At 70.9% G+C, this 21,305-nt stretch carries 18 protein-coding genes and 1 pseudogene; 6 read left to right on the top strand and 13 right to left on the bottom strand.

The genetic code is table 11. The features are described from left to right. Positions 1-30 precede the first annotated feature (30 nt). Both OG714_RS12490 and OG714_RS12495 read right to left on the bottom strand, forming a co-directional pair. Complete coding sequence (locus OG714_RS12490) at positions 31-1,059, bottom strand: zinc-binding dehydrogenase (RefSeq protein WP_406120515.1); 1,029 nt, start codon at positions 1,057-1,059, stop codon at positions 31-33. Between the two features lie 89 nt (positions 1,060-1,148). Continuing rightward, positions 1,149-2,126, bottom strand: a complete 978-nt coding sequence (locus OG714_RS12495) for an aldo/keto reductase (protein ID WP_406120516.1) — start codon at positions 2,124-2,126, stop codon at positions 1,149-1,151. Positions 2,127-2,344: 218 nt separating this feature from the next. On the opposite strand from OG714_RS12495, the gene OG714_RS12500 reads away from it, so the two are divergent. Next, complete coding sequence (locus tag OG714_RS12500; RefSeq protein ID WP_406120518.1) at positions 2,345-3,262, top strand: helix-turn-helix transcriptional regulator; 918 nt, start codon at positions 2,345-2,347, stop codon at positions 3,260-3,262. A 194-nt stretch (positions 3,263-3,456) separates the two neighbouring features. Here OG714_RS12500 and OG714_RS12505 read toward each other — a convergent pair whose 3' ends face one another. Further along, a complete protein-coding gene (locus tag OG714_RS12505) occupies positions 3,457-4,362 on the bottom strand; it encodes a S41 family peptidase (protein ID WP_406120519.1) in 906 nt (301 codons plus the stop codon). A gap of 57 nt (positions 4,363-4,419) precedes the next feature. On the opposite strand from OG714_RS12505, the gene OG714_RS12510 reads away from it, so the two are divergent. Continuing rightward, positions 4,420-4,968 carry an ArsR/SmtB family transcription factor gene (locus OG714_RS12510; RefSeq protein WP_406120521.1) on the top strand — a complete coding sequence of 183 codons (549 nt, stop codon included), beginning with the start codon at positions 4,420-4,422 and terminating at the stop codon, positions 4,966-4,968. A 22-nt stretch (positions 4,969-4,990) separates the two neighbouring features. On the opposite strand, the gene OG714_RS12515 is transcribed toward OG714_RS12510, so the two are convergent. Then, positions 4,991-5,371: a winged helix-turn-helix transcriptional regulator gene (locus tag OG714_RS12515; protein ID WP_406120522.1), complete on the bottom strand. Its 381-nt coding sequence runs from the start codon at positions 5,369-5,371 to the stop codon at positions 4,991-4,993. A gap of 101 nt (positions 5,372-5,472) precedes the next feature. Here OG714_RS12515 and OG714_RS12520 point away from each other — a divergent pair, with 101 nt between their 5' ends. From OG714_RS12520 to OG714_RS12535, 4 genes and pseudogenes are all read left to right on the top strand, one after another. Beyond that, positions 5,473-6,402, top strand: a complete 930-nt coding sequence (locus OG714_RS12520; RefSeq protein ID WP_406131797.1) for an NADP-dependent oxidoreductase — start codon at positions 5,473-5,475, stop codon at positions 6,400-6,402. Between the two features lie 157 nt (positions 6,403-6,559). Beyond that, complete coding sequence (locus OG714_RS12525) at positions 6,560-7,237, top strand: hypothetical protein (protein WP_406120524.1); 678 nt, start codon at positions 6,560-6,562, stop codon at positions 7,235-7,237. An 11-nt stretch (positions 7,238-7,248) separates the two neighbouring features. After that, positions 7,249-7,710 carry a helix-turn-helix domain-containing protein gene (locus OG714_RS12530; RefSeq protein WP_406120527.1) on the top strand — a complete coding sequence of 154 codons (462 nt, stop codon included), beginning with the start codon at positions 7,249-7,251 and terminating at the stop codon, positions 7,708-7,710. A gap of 166 nt (positions 7,711-7,876) precedes the next feature. Further along, a pseudogene (locus OG714_RS12535) lies at positions 7,877-8,293 on the top strand (class I SAM-dependent methyltransferase); the annotation flags it as partial. A gap of 572 nt (positions 8,294-8,865) precedes the next feature. On the opposite strand, the gene OG714_RS12540 reads toward OG714_RS12535, so the two are convergent. The 9 genes from OG714_RS12540 to OG714_RS12580 all read right to left on the bottom strand — a co-directional run bounded on the left by OG714_RS12540 (position 8,866) and on the right by OG714_RS12580 (position 21,280). Continuing rightward, positions 8,866-9,768, bottom strand: a complete 903-nt coding sequence (locus OG714_RS12540) for a carbohydrate ABC transporter permease (protein ID WP_406120529.1) — start codon at positions 9,766-9,768, stop codon at positions 8,866-8,868. Further along, positions 9,765-10,688: a carbohydrate ABC transporter permease gene (locus tag OG714_RS12545; RefSeq protein ID WP_406120531.1), complete on the bottom strand. Its 924-nt coding sequence runs from the start codon at positions 10,686-10,688 to the stop codon at positions 9,765-9,767. The genes OG714_RS12540 and OG714_RS12545 overlap by 4 nt, the downstream gene beginning before the upstream one ends. Positions 10,689-10,837: 149 nt before the next feature. Next, positions 10,838-12,145: an ABC transporter substrate-binding protein gene (locus OG714_RS12550; RefSeq protein WP_406120532.1), complete on the bottom strand. Its 1,308-nt coding sequence runs from the start codon at positions 12,143-12,145 to the stop codon at positions 10,838-10,840. Positions 12,146-13,111: 966 nt separating this feature from the next. Then, the gene (locus OG714_RS12555; protein ID WP_406120534.1) at positions 13,112-13,801 is read right to left on the bottom strand and encodes a ThuA domain-containing protein; all 690 of its coding nucleotides are present in this window, start codon (positions 13,799-13,801) and stop codon (positions 13,112-13,114) included. After that, on the bottom strand, positions 13,774-15,210 hold the full coding sequence (locus OG714_RS12560; RefSeq protein WP_406120536.1) for an aldehyde dehydrogenase family protein: 1,437 nt from the start codon (positions 15,208-15,210) through the stop codon (positions 13,774-13,776). Before OG714_RS12560 ends, OG714_RS12555 begins: the two co-directional genes overlap by 28 nt. 107 nt (positions 15,211-15,317) lie before the next feature. Beyond that, positions 15,318-16,619, bottom strand: a complete 1,302-nt coding sequence (locus OG714_RS12565; RefSeq protein ID WP_406120538.1) for an ROK family protein — start codon at positions 16,617-16,619, stop codon at positions 15,318-15,320. Positions 16,620-16,962: 343 nt separating this feature from the next. Then, positions 16,963-18,093 (bottom strand): ricin-type beta-trefoil lectin domain protein, encoded by a 1,131-nt coding sequence (locus OG714_RS12570; protein WP_406120540.1) that lies wholly within the window; start codon positions 18,091-18,093, stop codon positions 16,963-16,965. Positions 18,094-18,776: 683 nt separating this feature from the next. Beyond that, entirely contained in the window at positions 18,777-20,045 is a 1,269-nt protein-coding gene (locus tag OG714_RS12575; RefSeq protein WP_406120542.1) for a hypothetical protein, read from the bottom strand. Next, entirely contained in the window at positions 20,042-21,280 is a 1,239-nt protein-coding gene (locus OG714_RS12580) for a glycosyltransferase (RefSeq protein ID WP_406120544.1), read from the bottom strand. The genes OG714_RS12575 and OG714_RS12580 overlap by 4 nt, the downstream gene beginning before the upstream one ends. Between the last annotated feature and the right edge of the window lie 25 nt (positions 21,281-21,305).

Consider the following 21,305-nt stretch of genomic DNA (forward strand, 5'->3'; position numbering starts at 1 on the left):
GCTCCTTCGCCGTGGGGTGGAAATACGCGGTCAGGGGCGGATGAGTGCCTTGAGGACCTGGCGGTCGGCCATGGCCCGGTAGGCGTCCGGGGTGTGGTCGAGGGTGAAGGTCTGGTCGAAGACGCGGCCGGGGGCGATGGTGCCGTCCAGGACGTCGGGCAGCAGCTGCTCGATGTAGGCGCGGGCGGGGCTGACGCCGCCGGTCAGGGTGATGTTGCGCATGAACTCGGCCGGTCCGATCGGTCCCTGCTCGTACTGCGGTGCGCCCAGGCGGCTGATGGTGCCGCCGTCCAGGACCGCGCCGAGCGCGGTGTCGAGGGCCGCGCGCGTGCCTACGGCCTCGATGACCTTGTCCACGCCGCCGGTGAGCTCGCGGATGCGGGCGATGCCCTCCTCGCCGCGCTCCGCGACCACGTCGGTGGCGCCGAAGTCACGGCCCAGGGTCGTGCGGGATTCGTGGCGGCCGGCGAGCACGATCCGTTCGGCGCCGAGCCGCTTGGCGGCGATGACCGCGCACAGGCCGACCGCGCCGTCGCCCACCACGAGCACCGCGTCGCCGCGGGTGACGCCGGCGGTGACGGCGCCGTGGTGGCCGGTGGTCATCACATCGGACAGTGCCAGCAGGGAGGGCAGCAGCGCGGAATCGGCGGCGCCCGGCACCTTCACCAGGGTGCCGTCGGCCTGCGGCACGCGGACGGCTTCGCCCTGTCCGCCGTCGACACCGTCAAATCCGTACCGGCCGCCGTTGCGGCACGAGGTGTGCAGGCCCTTGGCGCAGTAGTCGCAGGTGTTGTCGCTGTAGGTGAACGGCGCGACGACGAGGTCCCCCGTCCTGAGGCGGGTCACGTCCGTGCCGGTCTCCTCGACGATGCCGAGGAACTCGTGTCCCATGGGGCGGCCGGTGTCGGTGGCGGGCATGGAGGCGTAGGGCCACAGGTCGCTGCCGCACACGCAGGACGCGACCACGCGGACCACGGCGTCGGCCGGCTGGACGATCTTCGGGTCGGGCCGGTCCTCGACGCGGACGTCTCCGGCTCCGTACATCACTGCTGCACGCATGAGGGCGGTTGCTCCAAACAGGGGTGGGCTGGGGCGCGGGGAAGAGGGCTGGGACGCGAGGGAGCGGGCTCGGGCGCGACGGGGCGGTGTCAGCGTTCGAGCATCCGGGCCTGGGCCTCGGTGTGGGTGGCGCCGGCGGCGGGCGGCAGGCTGGAGAGCCGGTCGAGCTGGTCGGCGGTGAGGACGACGGCGTCGGCGGCGGTGTTCTCCTCGACCCGTGCCACGCGCTTGGTGCCGGGGATCGGGGCGATGTCGTCGCCCTGGGCCAGCAGCCAGGCCAGCGCCACCTGCCCGGGCGTGGCACCGGCCTCGTCGGCCAGGGCCTTGACCTCGTCGGCGAGCGCCAGGTTGCGCTGGAAGTTCTCGCCGGTGAAGCGCGGGTTGTCGCGGCGGAAGTCGTTGTCGTCGAACTGGTCGGTGGAGCGCACCGTGCCGGTCAGGAAGCCGCGGCCCAGCGGGGAGAACGGCACCAGGCCGATGTTCAGCTCCCGCAGCACCGGCAGGACACGGTCCTCGATCCCGCGGGTGAACAGGGAGTACTCGGACTGGACCGCGGTGACCGGCTGCACGGCGTGGGCGCGGCGGATCGTGTCCGGGCCGGCCTCCGAGAGCCCGAACGCACGCACCTTGCCCTCGTCGATCAGCTCCTTCACCGCGCCGGCGGTCTCCTCGATCGGCGTGTTCGGGTCGACCCGGTGCTGGTAGTACAGGTCGATGTGGTCGGTGCCCAGCCGCTTCAGGGAGCCCTCGACCGCGGTACGGATGTTCGCCGGGCCGGAGTCCAGGTTCCAGGCGCCGTCGCCGCCGTGCAAGACCAGCCCGAACTTCGTGGCCAGCACCACCCGTTCCCGGCGCCCCTTCAGCGCCCGGCCCAGCAGGTCCTCGTTCGTGTAAGGCCCGTAGATCTCGGCCGTGTCGATGAGCGTGACGCCCAGCTCCAGGGCCCGGTGGACGGTCCGGATCGACTCCGCGTCGTCGGTACCGGAGCCGGTGTAGCCGTGGGACATGCCCATGGCGCCCAGACCGATCCGGGAAACCTCCAGGTCACGCAGCTTGATGTACCGCATCTCGCCCTCTTTCGATCCATGGCGTACCCGGCACCCCCAACTCTCGCCCGGCCCGGCGGGTCGCGCCCGTGGTGACCGGGGAGGGGCCGGGGTACCGGCGTCTTGCTCCTTCACCTTCGCCCGGATCGCGGAACTGTGGCAGGGCGGGCTCTTCGGGGGTAATGACAGGGCCCCCCTCGCGCCTGCGCCGCGGGCACCGACCGGATAAGACTGGAGCCATGGCACCCCAGAGCGCGCACAGCGAGGGCGCCGAGCTGGGCCGCTACCTGCGGGCCCGCCGGACCCAGACCAGCCCCGAGCACGTCGGCCTGACCGTCGGCACCGGCGTACGCCGCACCCCCGGCCTGCGCCGCGAGGAGCTGGCCACCCTGGCCGGCATCAGCATCGACTACTACGTGCGCCTGGAACGCGGCAAGGAGACCCGACCCAGTCCGGCCGTCCTCGACTCGCTCGCCCGCGCCCTGCACATGGACGACCAACAGCACCAGCACCTGCGCGAACTCGCCGCCCGCGCCGCCCGCTACGTCTCCGAACCGCCGCCCGCGCCCAGCCGCGCCGTGCGCCCGCATCTGAAGCTGCTGATCGAGTCACTGCGTCCGAACCCGGCCTACGTCATCAGCCGCAGCATGGACATGCTCGCCTGGAACCCCGGCGGCCTGGCCCTCTACGCGGGCCTGGACGACTGGCCCGTCAAGCACCGCAACCTCGCTCGCTACTTCTTCCTCCACCCGGCAGCACGCGAGCTCTTCCCCGACTGGGAGCGCCAGATCACCGCCTGCGTCGCCCGCCTCCGCGCCATCGCCGGCACCGCCCCGGACGCCCCCGACCTCACCAACCTCGTCGGCGAACTCCTCCTCAAAAGCCCCGACTTCGCCGGACTCTGGGAACGCTACGAAGTCACCGGACGCAAACCCGCCCACAAGACCTTCCACCACCCCCAGGTCGGCACCCTCACCCTGACCTCCCAGTCCCTGCACATCGAAGGCACCCCCGGCCAGCGCATCGGCGTCTACACCGCCGAACCCGGCACCCCCGACCACGACGCCCTGCTCCTCCTCGACATGACCGCACCCCGGCACACGCCACAAACCGCCCCCAGAGTCACCGGAACGCAGCCGCACTCCTCAAGCAGCTGAGGGAAATGCCCCGCTCCCGCGACCACACGGCCAGGTCGGCTGTAGGGCGTGCCGTGCCGGTGAACAGCTGACCAGGGGGCCGTCGGAGACCGGGTCCTCCACCACCGAAGCCGGACCGGGGCCTCCACCACCGAAGCCGGCCACCGACGTGCACAGGAACACTGCGCGCGACGCCATCGATGCGCCGGACCGGGTCACTCTGCCAGTCGGGCGAGGGCCAGCGCGTACGCCTGGTCGAGGGAGTCGGCAGCGGAGCAGGGGACGTCCGGCTGCACACCGGTGCCCTCCCAGTTCGCGCCGGAGACGGGGTTGATGGCGCGGCCGACGGGGACGGTGGCTTCCAGGTGCGGGTGCACGGTCCAGCCCTCGCAGGGATGCGCGCCGCCGCGGGTGCGCTCGCCGACGACAACGGCGCGGCCGAGCTGCTGGAGGTCGTACGCCAGTTCCTCGGCGGCGGAGAAGGTGCTGTCGCTGGACAACACGTACAACGGCTTGCTGCCGCCGAAGCGCGCGCCGGGGACGTGCGGCTGGCTCCAGGACTGCTCGGTGCGCTCGCCGGCGCGCCAGTACATGGAGTTGAGGTGCGTGCGCTCGTCCAGCAGGTAACCGCACACGAAGGCGACCGTGTCCGGGTCGCCGCCCCGGTTGGCGCGAAGGTCCACGATCAGCGCCTGGGCGCGGGAGGCGAGGGTGAGCGCGGCGCTCAGCGGCTCGGCGGCCCACTCCAGCGGAAACAGCATCGGCGCCAGTTCCACCACGGCGACCCCTCCGTCGAGCAGCTCCACCCGGGGCGCACCGCCCAGCGAGGTGTCGAAGTCCCGGCGGATGGCGGCCAGGCCGGCCGCCCCCTGCTCGGGGGGCACCGGGTCGGCGTGGTGCTTGAGTCTCAGGTGCCGGTCGCCGTTGACGGACTGCAGGTCCGCGGTGACCAGACGGGCGAGCGCCTCGGCGTCGTCCACGTCGTAGGCGCCCTCGGTGAGGCGTCGGCGCAGCAGGCCGGCGAGCTGCTCGGCTGTCTCGGGGAAGACGTAGTGCTCGGTCAGCAACCGGGCTGTCTCATCGATGACGGGGGCGGGCTGAAGCTTCGTCAGAGTCGTCATGACAGGGAGTACAGCACTGCCCTTGCGAAAGCGTCAACGAGATTAGACACTTTCGTCATGAGCGATCAGCCTTCCCATCAGCCGCCCCCCGAGGACGTTCTGGAGATCGGTGCGCCCGACCAGTTCGCGGCGCTCGCCCACCCGTTGCGTCAGCGGTTGCTCTTCGCTCTGGGCCACCGGCCCGCCACCACCAGCCAGCTCGCGGCGCAGCTCGACGCGAAGAAGGGCAACGTGGCCCACCACCTCAAAGTGCTCCGCGAAGCCGGGCTGGTCCACATCGCCGAGACCCGCCAGGTCCGCGGCGGCACCGAGCAGTACCACCAGCGCACGGCCCGCCACATGGTCGTCGCCGAACCCCAATCAGCGGGCACCGCCGCGATGTTCGCCGCCTTCGCCCAGGAGCTGGACCTCTCCCCCACCGAGCACCACCTGACACTGCGCCACCTGCGTCTCAGCCCCGCGAAGGCGAAAGAACTCGGCGAGGCTCTCGCCAAACTGGTCGACGAGGCCGAGGAAGACGCGGAGGACCAGCCGGTGCACGGCGCGTTGGTGGCGCTCTATCAGCAGGCCCCGCCGACCAGCACCAGCACCACGAGTTCCGCCTAGCGGTACCGCGTCGGCGGGGGCCTCAGTCGCTACGGGTGACCGGCTCGGGATCGGCGTCGAGCGCGTCGAGCACCGCGTCGCCGTTCGTCCTCGCCCACTCGGTCAGCATGTGGATCGGGTCGATCAACGTCGCCCCGAGCGGGGTGAGTTCGTACTCGACGCGAGGTGGCACCTCGGCGTAGGCGTGGCGGCGGACGAGTCCGTGTGCCTGGAGCCGTCGGAGCGTCTGGGTGAGCACCTTGCGGGAGATGCCGCCGATCAGCTCGATCAACTCCCCGTGGCGCACGGGGCCTTCGCTGAGGCCGTAGAGCACGACGGCCGTCCACTTGTCGGCGATCAGCTCGACCGTCAGACGCGCCGGGCAGTCGGAGAGGAAGGGATCACCGGGACCGAAACCGCACATGACGCCTAAGGTACCTGCCGGTTCCTTTCGGAAACCTAGCCTGGGATCTCTCCCCCCTTCCAATCTTCCAACTGTCCAAAGCCAGGAGAGAGATGCGACTCATGCGAGTCATCACCCAGCAGACGCTCGGCGGTCCCGAGGTGCTCACCGTCGTGGACGCGCCCGAGCCCCGGCCCCTCCCTACCGAGGTCCTCGTCCGCGTCAGGGCGATCGGGCTGAACCCGCTGGAGGCGCGTCTGCGCGCCGGCGAGTTCCCGCTGATCGGCCGGCCGCCGTTCGTCCTCGGCTGGGACATCAGTGGCGTGGTCGAACAGGCGCCGCAGACCTGGCGGTTCAGGCCCGGCGACGAGGTGTTCGGGATGCCTTTGTTCCCGCGGGCGGCGAGCGCGTACGCCGAGGTCGTGTCGGCGCCGGCGTTGCACCTGGCACGGAAGCCGGCGTCGCTCTCGCACGTCGAGGCGGCGGCGCTGCCGGTCGTCGGGCTGACGGCATGGCAGGGCCTGGTCGATCTCGGCGGCGTGAGCGAGGGTGACCGCGTCCTGGTCCACGGCGGTGGTGGCGGGGTCGGCCATGTCGCGGTCCAGATCGCGAAAGCGCTCGGCGCGTACGTGATCGCGACGGCCGGCGGGAGCAAGCGGGAGTTCGTCGAGGGGTTCGGTGCCGACGAGGTGATCGACTACACGGCGGTCGACTTCACCGAGGCGGTCCGCGACATCGACATCGTGCTCGACACGATCGGCGGCGACACCGTCGAGCGGTCGCTCGCCGTGCTCCGCCCGGGCGGTCACCTGGTGACGGCGGTCGCCGAGGACGATCCCGAACTCGCCGCCAAATACCGGGCGGCCGGCCTGCGCTTCAGCGGCATCGCCGTCGACCCCGATCCAGTCGCCCTGCGAGGTCTCGTCGACCTCGTCGAACAGGGCAGGCTCCGGGTCCACGTGCAGGAGACGTTCCCGTTCGACCGCGTCGCCGACGCGCACCGGCTGCTGGACGCCGGTCACCTCCGGGGCAAGCTCGTCCTCACCGTCTGATCCCGTTGTGTTCCTCGCGGATACGCCCCGGCGAGGCGAGGACCGACGCCCGCCGTCCCGCGTCCCCCGTACCGAGCCGTTCACCACGCGGCCCGCACCCGTCACTCCGTGTGAGGAGGATTGACAGGGACTCTTTGTCGATTCGACAGTGTCGGGCGTGACTTCCTCTCCGGTTCGGCCCGACGGGCATCCGCTTCGTGAGCTGTGCGAATCCCTGCTGTCGCGGATCGAGGAGCTCAGCATCGGAGTCACCGACGACATCAGGCGCGAGATCCCCTCCTACGCGGCGCTGCCGCTGGCCGAGCAGCGCATGACCGTACGCAACCGGCTTCACGCCCTCCTGCGGGGGCTCGCCCTCGATGTGGAGCCGACGGCCGGTCAACTGCGGGATATCCAGGCCGAGTCACGCAGGAGGGCGTACTACGGTCTGCCCGTCCAGGACGCGCTCGCGACCTTTCACATCGGTGCCCGTCGGCTGTGGGACGAACTGCGGGCCGCGGCGCGCGGGACGGCGGCCGAGGACACCGCGATCGAGCTGGTCGCGCCCCTGTGGCTGTGGGTGCAGTCGGCGAGCGGCGTCGTAGCGGACGCCTTCGCGGACGAGGCCGGGTCGCGGAACGGGCGCGAAGCCGGGCTGCGGCAACGCTTCCTCGAACTGCTCCGGACCGGCGGGGCGCCCCGCGAGCAGACCGCCGAGATCGCCCGTGAGCTGGGGTTCGACCCGGACGGCGACTTCCGGGCCCTGTGCACGCCGGCCCGTGGGCCGCGCAGGGCCACCTCGGTCTGTTGCAGCGTGCGGCACGGCAGCTTGCCGGGAGGGTCTCCTGCGGCCTGAGCGGGCAGCTGATGGTCGCCATCACCCAGCGGGTCGACCCGGCCGACCTGGTCACCCGCGTGATCAGCCTGGGTGGCGACGACGCACGGGTGGGTGTCGGTCTCGACCGGTCCGGGCTCGCCGGCGCGGAGATGAGCATCGCCGACGCGGAGCGCGCCCTCGCCGTCGCCGCACCGAGCAGCCGTGCCACGTCGTTCGAGGACGTCTGGCTCCAGGCGAGTCTCGCCGACAGCCGGGAGCGGCTGCACCCCCTGTTCGCCGAGGTCCGCCGGGTCGCCGGCCGGCAGCCGCTGCTGGCGGAGACCGTCATCCCCTTCGCCGACGCCGGGTCGTCGCTGGCCCATGCCGCGACCGCCCTCGGGATCCACCCCAACACGGTGGCCTACCGGCTCGGCCAGTGGCACAAGCTCAGCGGTGCCGATCCGCGCACCTTCGCCGGGCTTCTCCGCTCGGTCGTCGGCATCACCGGCTGACGGGCGTTGTGGAATCCACGAAAATCCGCCCGCACACTCCATGAGCACGCCGAAGACCACCGTCCGCGCCGTTCCTGCACTCCGTGACTGCTGACTTTCTCACTGCAGAGATTCCGGAGCGATGAACGGACCAGGAATGACAGAGAAGGACCCGAATTCCTAGGTGATGGGAACTACATCCGGGGAAGCGGACAGGCTCGGCATACAGGCTTCGCTCTACGACAGCCACACCGAACATCTCCTGAGGACGGCGGGCCTGCGGGAGGGGATGCGCGTTCTCGACGTCGGCTGCGGCACGGGCGAAGTGTCGCTCGCCGCCGCGCGCGTCGTCGGCCCGAGCGGCCGGGTTCTCGGCGTGGACATGGACCCGGGAGTCCTGGAGCGTGCGCGGCAGAACGCGGCCGCGTCCTCCTTCCGCAATGTCGGTTTCGAGCAGGGAACGCTCCCCGATCTCGAGGTCGCCGAGCCCTTCGACGCTCTTGTGGGACGGCTGATCCTGATTCATCTCGACGATCCGGTGGGGACGGTGAAGGGGCTGACACGCCTCGTCCGTCCCGGGGGTGTTGTCACGTTCCAGGACTTCAACACGTCGAGGACTCGCGCCATACCCGCGGTACCCGTGGTGACGGAGTCCGTGGCGTGGATCTGCGCTGCGCTCCGCGAAGGGCGCCGCGAACCCGACATGGGTGAGCGACTGGCCGAGGTGCTGCGGCTTTCGGGGCTGTCCGATCCGAGCGTGGCGGTCGCCGTGCCGACGGGCGGTCCCGACTCGGCGGCGGTGACCCTCATCGCCGAGTCGGCGCGCGGCCTCCTGCCGGTGATGGAGCGCGGCGGAATCGCCACGGCCGAGGAAGTCGACATCGACACCCTGCGGGCTCGCATGATGCGCGCGTGCACAGAGGTGCGGGCGACGGTCTACGTCCCTGAACTCGTCGCCGCCTGGGCAGAGGTGCGCCAGGGCCTGTTCCGGAGGCAGGTTCGGCATCCGCGACCATCGGTCGTCCGGCGACAACTCCCTGAACTGCGCGGCCAGTTCACCGCGGGAGCGGATGCCGGATCGGCGCGGTGTCCGGTCGTAGGCGAGGTCGGTCCTGGTCCGGTGGTGTTCCGGACTCCTTCCGGGCGGGGCCGAGGCGGCCCGTACGTAGCGGTGGCCTACTTCAGGCCGCCGGTCACCAGGTCGATGCGCCAGTACCGCTGCAAGGACAGGAAGAGCGCGATGACGGGGATGACGGACAGGAGGGTGCCGGTGATCACGAGGGAGTACAGGGACGCCTGGTTGGCGCCGTGGCGCAGCAGGCTGTACAGGCCGACCGTCAGCGGGAACTTGTCGTCGCTCGTCACCATGACGAAGGGCAGCAGGAAGTTGTTCCAGATGACGATGAACTGGAGCAGGAAGACGGTGATCAGTCCGGGTGCCATCAGCCGCAGCCCGATCGCCGAGAACATCCGCCACTCGCTCGCCCCGTCCATCCGTCCGGCGTCGAGCAGCGAGTCGGGTACGGAGGCGGTCGCGTAGATCCGGCACAGGTAGATGCCGTAGGGGTTGAACAGCTGGGGCAGGATCACCGCCGCGTAGCTGTCGGTGATGCCGACCCGGGCCAGCAGCAGGTACTGCGGCACGGCCAGCACGACCTGCGGCAGCAGGACGCCCGCCAGGATGGTGTTGAAGAGCAGGCTCCGGCCCCGGAAGCGGTACTTGGCGATGGCGTAGCCGGTCGCGGCGGAGACGGCGGTGGCCACGAACCCGCCGACCCCCGCGTACAGGAAGCTGTTGAGCATCCAGTGCCAGAACACGCCCGAGTCGTACGAGGAGAGGTCGGCGACGTTGTCCACCAGCCCCGAGCCGAACGACGGCAGATAGGTCGCGGTGGAGAACAACTCGCTGCGCGACTTGGTGGACGCGATCAGGATCCACAGCGTCGGCACCAGGCAGTAGACGGCTCCGAGCAGCAGCACCACGGTGGGCAGCAGGGCGATCCGCCTGCGGCGGGGGCGTTCGTACCGGGCGACGGTCACCGGGGATGCCACGGGACGTGCGGGCGAGTCGATGGTCATCGTCCCTCCTTGCCGACGGCTCCGGCGGCGCCCCACCAGGTCTGCGCGAGGCGTCCGACGACCACCGAGACGGCGAGGATCCCGGCCGCGAAGACGACGGAGGTGGCAGCCGCGAGATGGATGTCGGAGTCGACGAAGGCGTCGGTGTAGATCTTCATCAGGGGAACCCAGGTCAGGGAGATGGCATTCGACAGCGGCTGCAACGTGTTGGGCTCGTTGAACAGTTGCAGCGCGGCGAGCACGGTGAACAGGGTGCACATGGCGATGGCGGGACGGATCAGGGCGACCTTCACCCGCAGCGCTATCTGGAGTTCCGAGGCTCCGTCGATCCTGGCCGCCTCGTAGATCTCCGGCGGCAGCGCGCGCAGGGACGTGTACATCACCACCATGTTGAAGCCCACCGCGCCCCACACCGCGATGTTGGCGACCGAGACGTAGACCATCGAGCTGCCGAAGTAGTCGAGGTGCTGTCCGCCGATGGGGCTGGTCGCGGGCAGGTAGAGGAAGCCCCACAGGAGGGTGGCGATGACGCCGGGCACCGCGTACGGCAGGAAGATGGCCAGCCGTGCGAACCGGGTGAGCCGGGCTCGTGCCGTGTCCAGGAGGAGCGCGAACAGCAGGGCGAGGAGCACGGTCGCCGGTACGGTGATCGCGCCGACCAGGAGCATGCGGAGCAGGCTGTGCCACAGCTCGGTGTCGTGGATCACCGTGGAGTAGTTGTCCAGACCCGCGAAGACCGTTCTGCTGCCGGTTCCCAGCAGGCCCCCGCTGACCTTGCGCTGCTGGAAGCTGAGGAACAGCGCGTAGCCCCCGGGGGCGATCACGAACAGCAGGAGGAGCAGGATCGCGGGCAGGACCAGCAGATAGGGCAGCCGGCTGTGGCCCGCCCTGCGGCCCCGCCGCGAAATGCTTGTCGCCATCGACGTCGTCCCCATCGGATGAATGGCTGGTGCCAGTGACTGGTGCCAGTGACTGGTTTCGGTGGTTGGTCGATTGATGCCGGTGGAGCCGGCCCGGCCGCCCGGCGCGGGGGTCAGGAACCCGCGGCCGGGCGGCCGGGTCGCCCGGGCTAGTTCAGGGTGAACCCGAGCTTCTTCATGCCGGCCGTGGTGTTGTTCTGCATGGTGTCCAGCGCCCCGGTGAACGAGCTCCCGGACTGCAGCGCCGCGCCGAAACTGTCCCGGTACGCGGAGAAGGTCACTGTGACATTCGGGCCCCACATCGAGTAGCTGCGGGCGCCGGGCGCGACCTTCTTCACCTCGCCGTAGAAGTCCGGCTGGTTCGGGAAGAAGGCCGGCGGCTGGTCGAGGATCGGCAGGGCGCGCCCCGAGGTCGAGGCCGGGTAGATGTTGATGTTCTTGACCTGGGCCGTGACCGCCTTGTCGTCGGTGTTGAGCCAGCTCGCGAACTCCGCCGCCTCGGCGGGGTGCTTGGAGTCGGTGGTGACCGTGATGGCCGAGCCGCCCCAGATGCCGGTGGTGGTGTCGCCCGCCGTCCAGGCCGGGAGCGGCGCGGCGGTCCACTTCCCCTTGGTCGACGGGGCGATGCCGCCGATCTGTGCCGGGGCCCAGGCTCCGGAGATCCAGGTGAGGAGGGTGCCGTTGTTCATCTCCTTGTTCCACTGCGGGGAAAAGGAGGGGTTCTTCTTCACCAGCCCCTTGTCGACCAGGCCCTGCCAGTAGTCGGCGACCTTGTCACTGGCCGTGCCGTTGATGTCCACATGCCAGGAGTCGCCCTGCGTGGTCCACCAGTCCGCTCCCGCCTGCTGGGTGAGGCCGGTGAACCAGCCCGGGTCGGCGGCGTCGAAGTTGGTCATCGAGGCCTTGGGGGCCTTGCTGTGCAGCTCGGCGGCCACCTGCGCGTACTCCTGCCAGGTGGTGGGCACCTTCAGGCCGTACTTCTTGAACAGGTCGGCCCGGTAGAACAACATCAGCGGGGCGAAGTCCTGCGGGATGCCGTAGACCTTGCCCTGGAAACGGGTCTGGGCGAGAGTCGCCGCGTCGAAGTCCGTGACCGCCTTCTTCGTCTCGGCGGTGATGTCGCGGACCACGCCGTTCGCCACCAGGCCCGGCAGCGACTGGTACTCGACCTTCGCGATGTCGGGGGCGGTCTTCGCCTGGTGCGCGGTGATCATCTTGCTGACGAGCTGGTCACCGCCGGCCGGGTTGCTGAGGGCGACCTGGATGTCGGGGTGCGTCGAGTTCCACAGGGCGACGACCTTGTCCATGCCCGGGTCCCAGGCCCACATGGTCAGGCGGACCTTGCCGCCGGTGGGGGCCGATCCGCTGTCGGAGCCCCCGCCGCCTCCCCCGCAGGCGGCGAGAACCAGTGTTGCGGCCAGTGTGGCGCCTGCGACTGCGGCGAATCTGGTCTTCATTGGCCAGTGCTCACTTTCGTGTCAGAAGAGGGCCTGCCGCGGTCGTCCCGCCTGTGAGGCCGTCGCCCGGTGGTCCCTCCTGGGACCTGAACCCATGGCCGACCGGCAGTCGACCTGCTCCGACTTTGACTTCGACTTAAGCTAAGTCGCGGCAGAGGTGGGGTCAATATGGTCGACGTACCGATTTACGACGTGTCGATTTCTTTATGAGAGGAAGTCCGCGTGGGGCGGCGGACGCGGGGGCCGGCTCGCGCAGCGGGGCCGCCCGACTCTCCGCACCGTACGCGCCGGGGTGGGTGCACGGGAGCCCCCGCAGGATCTTGTCCACGGCGGCGGGGTGCCGGCGCGCGAGCCCCGGGGGGGGGCGAGCCTGCGTTGTACGGGGTCTGCACCACGTCGGACAGATTCCTCAACGGTGGGGCGACGTCCAGGATCTCGGGCTCGGTGACATCGAGGACGGGCCGGACGGACAGAGCCGGTGCGTGGTTCCGCGGTCGGGGCGTCCCGGTCCGCGAGCGCGCCACGGCACGCGGCCACGGCGCCCGGGCCAGTACGTCGTCGGCGGCCACCCATGGACAGAGCCCCGGGCGGTCAGCAGGGCGTCGGCGCTGGTGAGCGTGGCACGCGCGCGTGCCACGGCGGAATACCGGAGTCGGCCCCTACGGCCTCACCTGTTCGCACGCTTCGGCGGCACCGAGGACGACGCCATGCGGCAGGAGCTGTAGGCCGGTTCTCCCTCGGCGGTGGCCCCGGCTCGATCTCGCGGCGCGTCTCCGGGCGGGCGCGAACGTCGCGGGGGAAGAGCCGGTCGGGCAAGGGGCCGACCATGTCGGCCGCCGCGCCTGGCCGCTCGCCACCCCCGTCGGCTCGTTGACCGGGCCGCCCGGAACAAAGGGAAGAGCCGGTTGGGCAGGGACCGGCCACCGCTGCTGCCACGACCGGCCGCTCGCCCCCTAGCCGGCTAGTTCACCGGGCCGCCCAGAGCAGTCCGCGTATGGTGAGCGCTCTTACGGTGGGCTCGCGCAGGTCGTCCGGCCGGTGTCCCAGGGCGGAGAAGAAGACGCGTCCCCGCCCCCACTGTCTGGTCCATACGACGGGCATGTCGACCGGTAGCTCCCCCTGCCCCGCGGCACCCGGAGCGACGGTGGTGGACGCCAGTACGGTGCTGAACGCGTCGGTCAGCATCCAGTACTGCTCGGTCATCACCGTCGTGTCGGGCAGCCCGGCGACGACCGGGTGCTCCCGGTGCTCCGGCTCGATACGGACCCGGTACTCCAGGAACTCCTCCGGGTGGTGCAGGAACAGGCCGCCGACCATGCGCAGGTACGCGGGAGTGTCCTGGAACGTCGCTACGACGCCGCCGTGCCAGCCCGCGAAGCCGGTGCCCGCCTCGACAGCCGAAACGAGCCCCGCACACTGTTCCCCGGTCAGCCGGCCCTCGGTCCAGCACTGCACGACGAGATCGGTCCGTGCCATGAGGTCCGCGTCGGCGTAGGCCTCCAGGTCCTCCCGGACCGTGACCGTGAAACCGGCGTCGGCCAGCGCGGGCAGGAACAGGTCGGTGCACTCCCGTGGGGAGTGGCCCTCCCAGCCGCCGCGGACCACCAGCGCCGTACGCGCCGCGGCCATCAACGGGTCGCGGGGTCGGCGGTCCACGACGGCAGGGTGAGCGGTGTGCGTTGGAGACCGATCCACTGCCGTTTCGTGAAGCCCGCCATCTGGTCGTCCGCGCCGTGCCGCGCGTGGGCGTCGTTGACGTGCACCTCGCCGGCGTCGAGCCGCTCGGCCACCGACAGACCCCGTATGAGGTCGGCGGAGAACACCGAGTTCATCAGCATGGGGAGCCCGTTGGTCACGGCCACCGCCTCCTCCTGGTCGTCCACCACGGTGACCGGGAGGACCGGGCCGAAGATCTCCTCGGTGAAGGCGGGCATGTCGGGCGTCACCTTGGCCAGCACGGTGGGCCGGTAGAACAGCCCCTCGGGACCGTCGAACGTGCCGCCGGTGAGCACCTCCGCGCCCATCTCCACCGACGCCGTCACGAGGGCGTGCACCCGGTCGCGCTGGCGGGTGCTGATCAGGGGGCCGAGATCCGCCGTTCCGCTCATCGGGTCGCCGACGCGCAGGGCGGCGGCGCGGCGGGTGAGGGCGTCGACGTACTGGTCCGCCACCGCCCGGGTGACGATGTGGCGGCTGGCGCTGATGCAGGTCTGCCCCTGGTATTCGAGCGAGGCGATCATCGCGCACGAGGCCGCGAGGTCGATGTCGGCGTCGTCGAGGACCACGAAGGCGTTGCTGCCGCCGAGTTCGAGCCGGACCGGCCGCAGTGTGGCCGCGGCGGAGGCCGCGATGGCGAGGCCGACCTCGCGGGAACCGGTGAAGTCCAGCAGGTTGAGGCCGGAGTGCTCGGCGAGCGCGTGCCCCGCGTCGAGGCCGTCGCCGGTCACCACGTTGAACACGCCCGGCGGCAGTCCGGCGGCCCGGGCCGCCTCGGCGAGCACCTGGCCGCCGATGATCGGGGTGAGCTCGGCGGGCTTGAGCACGACGGTGTTGCCGAAGGCCAGCGCCGGTGCCACCGCCCGCATGGCCAGGTTGACCGGGTAGTTCCAGGGCGTGATCACACCGATCACCCCGAGCGGCACCGCCCGGGACATCGAGAGCTTGCCCGCCTTGTACGGCGGCAGCAGGTCGCCGGCGTTCTCGCTCGCCTGGATCATGGAGATCCGCAGCTGCCGGATGCCGGTGGACACCTCGTCCTCGGCCTTGGCCCGCACCCCGCCGGTCTCGCGCATGCTCTGCTCGACCAGCTCCGCGTGGTGCGCCTGGAAGAACTCGGCCATCCGCCGCAGGCCCGCCGCGCGCTCGGGAGCGCTCAGTGCCGCCCAGTCCGGCTGGGCGGCCCGCGCCGCGGCCACCGCCCGCCCGACGTCAAGGGCCCCGCCGAGGGCGTACGTACCGATCACGGCACCCGTGGCCTTCTCCACGACGTCGGCGGTACGCCCTGACGAGGCAGGGCCGAACGTTCCGTCGATGTAGAGCTGTGCCACGGGGAACTGAGACGTCATGAAGACTCCACGGAGGTCAGGGAGACTTTGGCTTTGACTTAAACTAAGAGGCGAACGTCATGGACGTCAACCAGTCCACAGCACAGCGGATTGATTTACCGGCTGGTCTACGCCCAGGCCCCGGCGCCGGACCCCGATCCGGGCACGGTCCCGGACACCGACCCCATCCCGGCCCCGGCCCCATCCCCGGACACGATCTCCGGGCGTCGGCCGCCCGTGGTCAGCAGGTGCGCCACCGGCAGGGTGGCCGCCCCCATCGCCACCGCCTCCTGGCCCAGCCGCCCGACCTCGATCCGGGTGCGCCCCCGCAGATACGACAGGGCGTGCCGCTCGGCCGTCGCACGCACGGTGGGCAGGACCACCCCGCCCATCACCGAGCCCGCCCATCCGGAGAGCACCACGAGGTCCGGGTGGAGCAGGTTGATCAGGTTGCCGATCCCGATGCCGATGTACTCCCCGATCTTCTCCAGGGTCTCCATGGCCACCGGGTCGGTGGCCGCCCGCGCCGTCAGCTCCGCGAGCCGGCCCTCGGTCCCTGCGGCGTGGAACGGCTGGCTGCCCAGGGTGGCCTGGTAGCGGTGGAGGATGGCATCGGCTCCGACATACGCCTCCAGGCAGCCCCGCGAACCGCAGCGACAGGGCAGCCCGCCGGCGTAGATCACCGTGTGCCCCCACTCGATCGTGGCCGGGGCCAGGCCCGTGGTGCCGCCCTCCGTGCCCGACCCGAGGGCCGCGCCCACCCCGACCCCGATGAGCGCGGTGACCACTCGGTCGGCGCCCTGTCCCACGCCGCGCCACATCTCCGCCTGGCCCAGGGTCCGCGCGCAGTTGTCCAGCATGAGCGGTGCGGCGACCCCGGGGGCGAGCATCTCGCCGAGCGCGACACCGGACCAGCCGAGCGTCGGCGCGTGCACCAGCGTGCGCCCGGGGATCCGCGGGTCGGGCTGGACCGCGCCGGGCACACCGACGCCGATGCCGAGCAGGTCCGCGGGGTCGACGCCCGCGGCGCGGGTCACGTCGGAGATGCCCTGGAGCACCAGTGCGGCCACCGACTCGGCGTCGAGCCGGGTGTCGGCGATCGGGTAGACCTCGGAGGTGATCACCGACAGGGTCCAGTCGAACAGCCCGATCCGGACGTGCGTCTCACCGATGTCCACGCCGATCACGGAGCCGTAGTCCGGGCGGATCTCGAGCACCGAGCGCGGCCTGCCCCCGTCGGAGTCCTCCGAACCGCCCTCCGCGATCAGGCCCTCGGCGAGGAGTTGGGAGACGACATTGCTCACCGTCGCGGAACTGAGGCCGGAGACACGGGTCAGCTTGTTCCGGCTGGTGGGTCCCTGCACGTACAGAGCGGAGAGGAGGATGGACCGGTTGTGCCGCCGCAAGTCGCTCGTCGTTCGCTTCACCACGGATTTCACAGGACGAAGTCTGCCAGCCCACGGCTCCTCGGATCCCGCCACGTCCGCCGGACCACTTCCGCCCGCGCCCCCAGCCCCTCGGCCGACCCGATGGACGCGTGGTTCCCGGACCACCCGCCGTGCTCGCGCCCCCGCCCGCCGTACGCCCGTCCGCACCGGGACGGCGCTCCTCCTGCCCGTCACACCACCGCCCCTGACAGCAGCCGGTCATAGGAAGAACCCGGTCCGCCGACGCAGGCCGGAACGATCTACGGGATGGGCTTCCACCGCGTGCCCGAGACGAGCCGACGCTTCGGACACCCCTTCGCCGTCGGGCTGATGGGGGTCGTCCGCGTCAGCCGGTGCTCCACTTCTGGTTGTCCCCTCCGGTGCAGGTCCAGAGTTGCAACTCCGTGCCGTTGCCGGTCCCCTGGTTGGTGACGTCGACGCATTTGTCGGCCTGGATGTTGACCAGGTCGTGTGCGGCGTTGAGACGGAACTGCTGGGCCCCCGTGCCGTTGCACGCGACGATCTTGATCCACGCGCCGTCCTGCCGGGAACCACCGTCCACGTCCATGCACTTGCCCAGAGCACGGACGGTCCCGTCCGACGCGAACCGCCACCTCTGGCGGGCGGCGCCCGTGCAGTCCCAGATCTGCAGACGGGTGTGGTCCGCCGAGCTGCCTCCGGTCACATCGACACAGCGGTCGGAGGCATGGCCCCGGATCAGCACGCCCTCGGCCGCGGCGGCGGATTCGGCGGCCGGCGAGGAGTCACCGGGTGAACTCCCGGGCGAGGCAAGGCCGTTCTTGGCGTCGCCGGTCGAAGTGGCCGTGGAACCAACAGTGTTCTTGCCCGACCCCGGCGAACCGGTGTCCGACGTCGGCCGCCCGTCGGGGTGTCGGGTGCCGTCGGTGTCGAGCGCGGAGGACTCCCCCGACGGCGAGGCGGAGCCGGACGCGGACTGGTCGCGGCCTCCGTCCACAGCGGCGTCCGATCCGGTGCCGGCCACTTCCGAACTCCCCCCGCTGTCGCCACCGCCCATGAGGAACAGGGAGCCGATCAGCAGGACGCCGGCGGTACCGGCGGCGACGAGCAGCACCTTGCGGCGCCGCACGGGGCGGGGCGCGGACCGCCCCGGAACGGCTGTGCCGTGGGCGCGGTGGTCAGCCATGTCCCCGGTACGGCCACGGGTGCGGACGCCGGGCGCCGCAGTGTCAGGCGCACCCTCGGTGAATGCCGCGAACTCGGCCGCCGCAGCGGACAACGGCGGCGGTAACACCGACCCGGGGTCGGACACGTCCCCGGACTCGGAGTCGGAGTCGGCAGCGGGCCCCAACGCGGCGGAGGCAGCGGCGATCGCCGACGGTCCCCTCTGCCGACGCGGCAGGGACAGTGACGCGGCGTCACGCTGCTCGGTCCGGGCCGTCGCGGCCTCCGGCGTCGGATCGGCCTCCGCCGTCGGGTCCTCGGAGGAGGCCGTCATGTCGTCCTTCCAGTACGGGAGTTGTGGATTCCCGCACGGGCGGTACGGCGGCGTCGAAAGGTCGAAGACGTCGTGGTCGTCCGTGGGGGCCCGCGATGGTTCGTGATCGCCTTGAACCTGCGTCGGCGATCGTCGTCCTCGCGAACGAGGGCGATTGTGTCGTGTTCACGCCCCGCTAGCAAAGGCGCGACACGCGGTGTCCGCCCCGGTGCCTGAAGCTCGCGTCGGCATGGTCGAGCCGTTCGAGGATACGCATGATCGCGGTCCACTCGTTACGGACCAACTCCCGGCGCCCCGCGCCCAGATGGGACTCGCTGAGCCGACCCATGGTGTCCGACTCGACGTACGCAACGTCGGCGTGCGGGTAGCGGGTGGGGGCGTTACGGATCCGGTGACGGCGTCCTCGTACTGGCCGAGGTGTTCCCGCCGCAGCGGGGCTGGCGCCTCCCGGCAGCGCTCGAGAGCCCGCTCGTGCTGCCCGAGCAGGGTGGAGCGCTACGCGGCATCCCGCACGGCTTCCAGATCGCCACCCGGCGTAGCGGCTACGGCCGGCGTTCGCGAGCACCCCGGGAGAATCGAGTACACAGCACCGTCAACGCGCCCCTGGAAATCGTCACGGCCGACTGAACCGCTCCGGTGGCAACGCCCGAGGGTGCCGGAACAGCACGGAGCTGAGCGCACGCCTACGGAACCCCCGCCTCGAACAACACGTACCCGGCATACGACCCCGACGCGACCGCCGCGATCCCCAACAGCAGGCACAGCATGGGCAGTTGGAGGGTACGGAGCTTGACGGCCAGCGGGATGAAGAGGGGGAAGCACGGGAGGAGGTAGCGGGAGACGTTGCCGAAGATCTGCTGGCTGCCCAGGACCAGGGCGAGGGTGAGCAGGGTGTAGACGGTCAGGACGGCCGGTGGGCGCAGCCGGATCAGGAGGGGGATCAGGAGTGCGGCCAGCAGGACGACGGCCACGCCGATGGTGTCCTCGAGGGGGAACGCGGACAGGTAGTCGAAGCGGCCGACCGCCACGGAGGTGAAGACGTCGACGGTGTGCTTGCCGTAGTCGAAGCTGTGCGCCCAGGCGCCGCTCTGGAGCTTGAAGTAGCCGGTCAGGTCGCCCATTCGATTGCCGACCCAGAGGAGGTAGCCGATCAGGCCGAGCGGTGCGATCGCCATCGCGACCCAGGGGCCGGCGAGGTTCTCCCGGCGGCGGTGGAGCGTCTGTAGGGCGGCGACGGTGAGGGCGGCGATGAGCGCCACGGCCGTCGGGCGGTTGAGGCCGGCGGCGAAGGTGAGGACGCCCGCGGTGAGCCAGCGGTCGGTCATGACGGCGTGGCAGGCCCAGACCGCGAGGGCGATGTAGAGGGACTCCGAATACGCCGACCACTCCATGCCGGAGCCGGGCCAGACCGCCCACAGCCCCGCTGCCGCGAACCCGGCCCGTCTGCCCCCGAACCGGGCCGTGACGGCGTAGATGCCGAGCGCCGCGACGAACGACGCCACGACCGACACCAGCATCCCGGAGCCGTACAGCCCCAGGCCCGTGGCGTCGGAGACGAGTCGCATCGTCGCCGGGTAGAGCGGGAAGAAGGCCGCCGAGTTGCCTTCGAGGGTGATCAGACCGGTGGCGCCGGGGACTTGGACGAGCGCGGGGTGGTAGCCGTGTTCGGCGATCTGCTGGTACCACCAGCCGTCCCAGGTCGCGAGTACGTCCCAGACGTGGGCGCCGCCGCCGAAGCGCGGGTTCCGCGTCCGGAAGCCGCCGTCGGAGTCCAGCAGGTACATGAAGACGGAGAAGCCGATGAGCTTCAGCACGCCGTACAGCGCGAGCACCGGGCCGTAGTAGCGGACTGTGCGGCGCAGGAACGCGCCGACATCCCTGTACGGGAGGCCCGTTGAGGTCTCCGGGAAGGTTGTGGAGACGGGGCGGATCAAGGTCGTCGTGTCGCTCATATCGCCGTCACCTCCGTCTCCGCCTCCGCCTCACGGCGACGCCTCGCCGGGAACACCCAGGCCCGAAAGAGCAGGAACCGTACGAGAGTCGCGGCCAGGTTGGCGGCGACCAGGACGCCGACTTCCGTGGCGCGTGCGGGAGTTGGTGTCGTGTGGTGCAGAAGTGCGAGGGAGCCGCTGGTGAGGGCGAGGCCGACCGTGAAGACCAGGAGGCCCTGGGCCTGGTGGCGGAGTGCGCCGGTGCGGCCGCGGAGTCCGAAGGTCAGGCGGCGGTTCGCTGCCGTGTTGACGAGGGCGCAGAGCAGCAGCGCCAGCGCGTTGGCGGCCTGGCCGCCCGTCGCCGGGCGCAACGCCACGTACAGCAGGACGTATCCGACGGAGCTCACCGCTCCTACGGCGGCGAAGCGCAGGAGCTGGGCGGCCAGGCCGGCCGTGCGCGAGCCGTCGTCGGCGGACCGGCGCAGCCCAGCCGTCGGGAGCGTGCCGCGCGCCAACTCCCGTCCGATGCGGGCGATTCCGCGCAGGTCGGCCACTGCCGTGGACAGGATGTCGACCCGGCTGTCGGGGTCGTCCACCCAATCGACCGGTACTTCGTGGATACGCAGTCCGGCCCGTTCGGCGATCACCAGCAGTTCGGTGTCGAAGAACCACCCCGAGTCCTTCACCAGGGGCAGCAGCCGCTCGGCGACATCGCGCCGCACCGCCTTGAAACCGCACTGCGCGTCGGAGAAGCCGACGGCGAGGGTGGACCTCAACAGGGCGTTGTAGCAACGGGAGATGGCCTCGCGCTTGGGACCGCGCACCACCTGGGAGCCGCGGGCCAGTCGGGTGCCGATCGCGATGTCGGAGTGACCGGAGATCAGCGGGGCGACCAGCGGGAGGAGCGCCGCGAGGTCGGTCGACAGGTCGACGTCGACGTAGGCAAGCACGGGCGCCCGTGACCCGGACCAGGCGGCGTGCAGCGCCCGGCCCCGGCCCTTCTCGGCGAGCCGCAGCCACTCCAACTCGGGCAGTTCAGCGGCTAGTTGGGCCGCTATGCGCGGGGTCCCGTCCGTACTGGCGTTGTCCGCGACCGTGATGCGGAACGGGTACGGGAACGTCTCCGACAGGTGTGCGTGCAGCCGTCGTACGCTCGGTTCGAGGTCCTTCTCCTCGTTGTACACGGGGACGACCACGTCGAGGACGGGCTCGCGGTGGTGTGCCGACACCGGTGTGCGGAGCGGCAGTTGACTCATCGGACCCGTTTGACTCGTCAGCATT

Origin of the sequence: Streptomyces sp. NBC_00989 (assembly GCF_045162655.1) — a bacterium.
GTDB lineage: Bacteria > Actinomycetota > Actinomycetes > Streptomycetales > Streptomycetaceae > Streptomyces.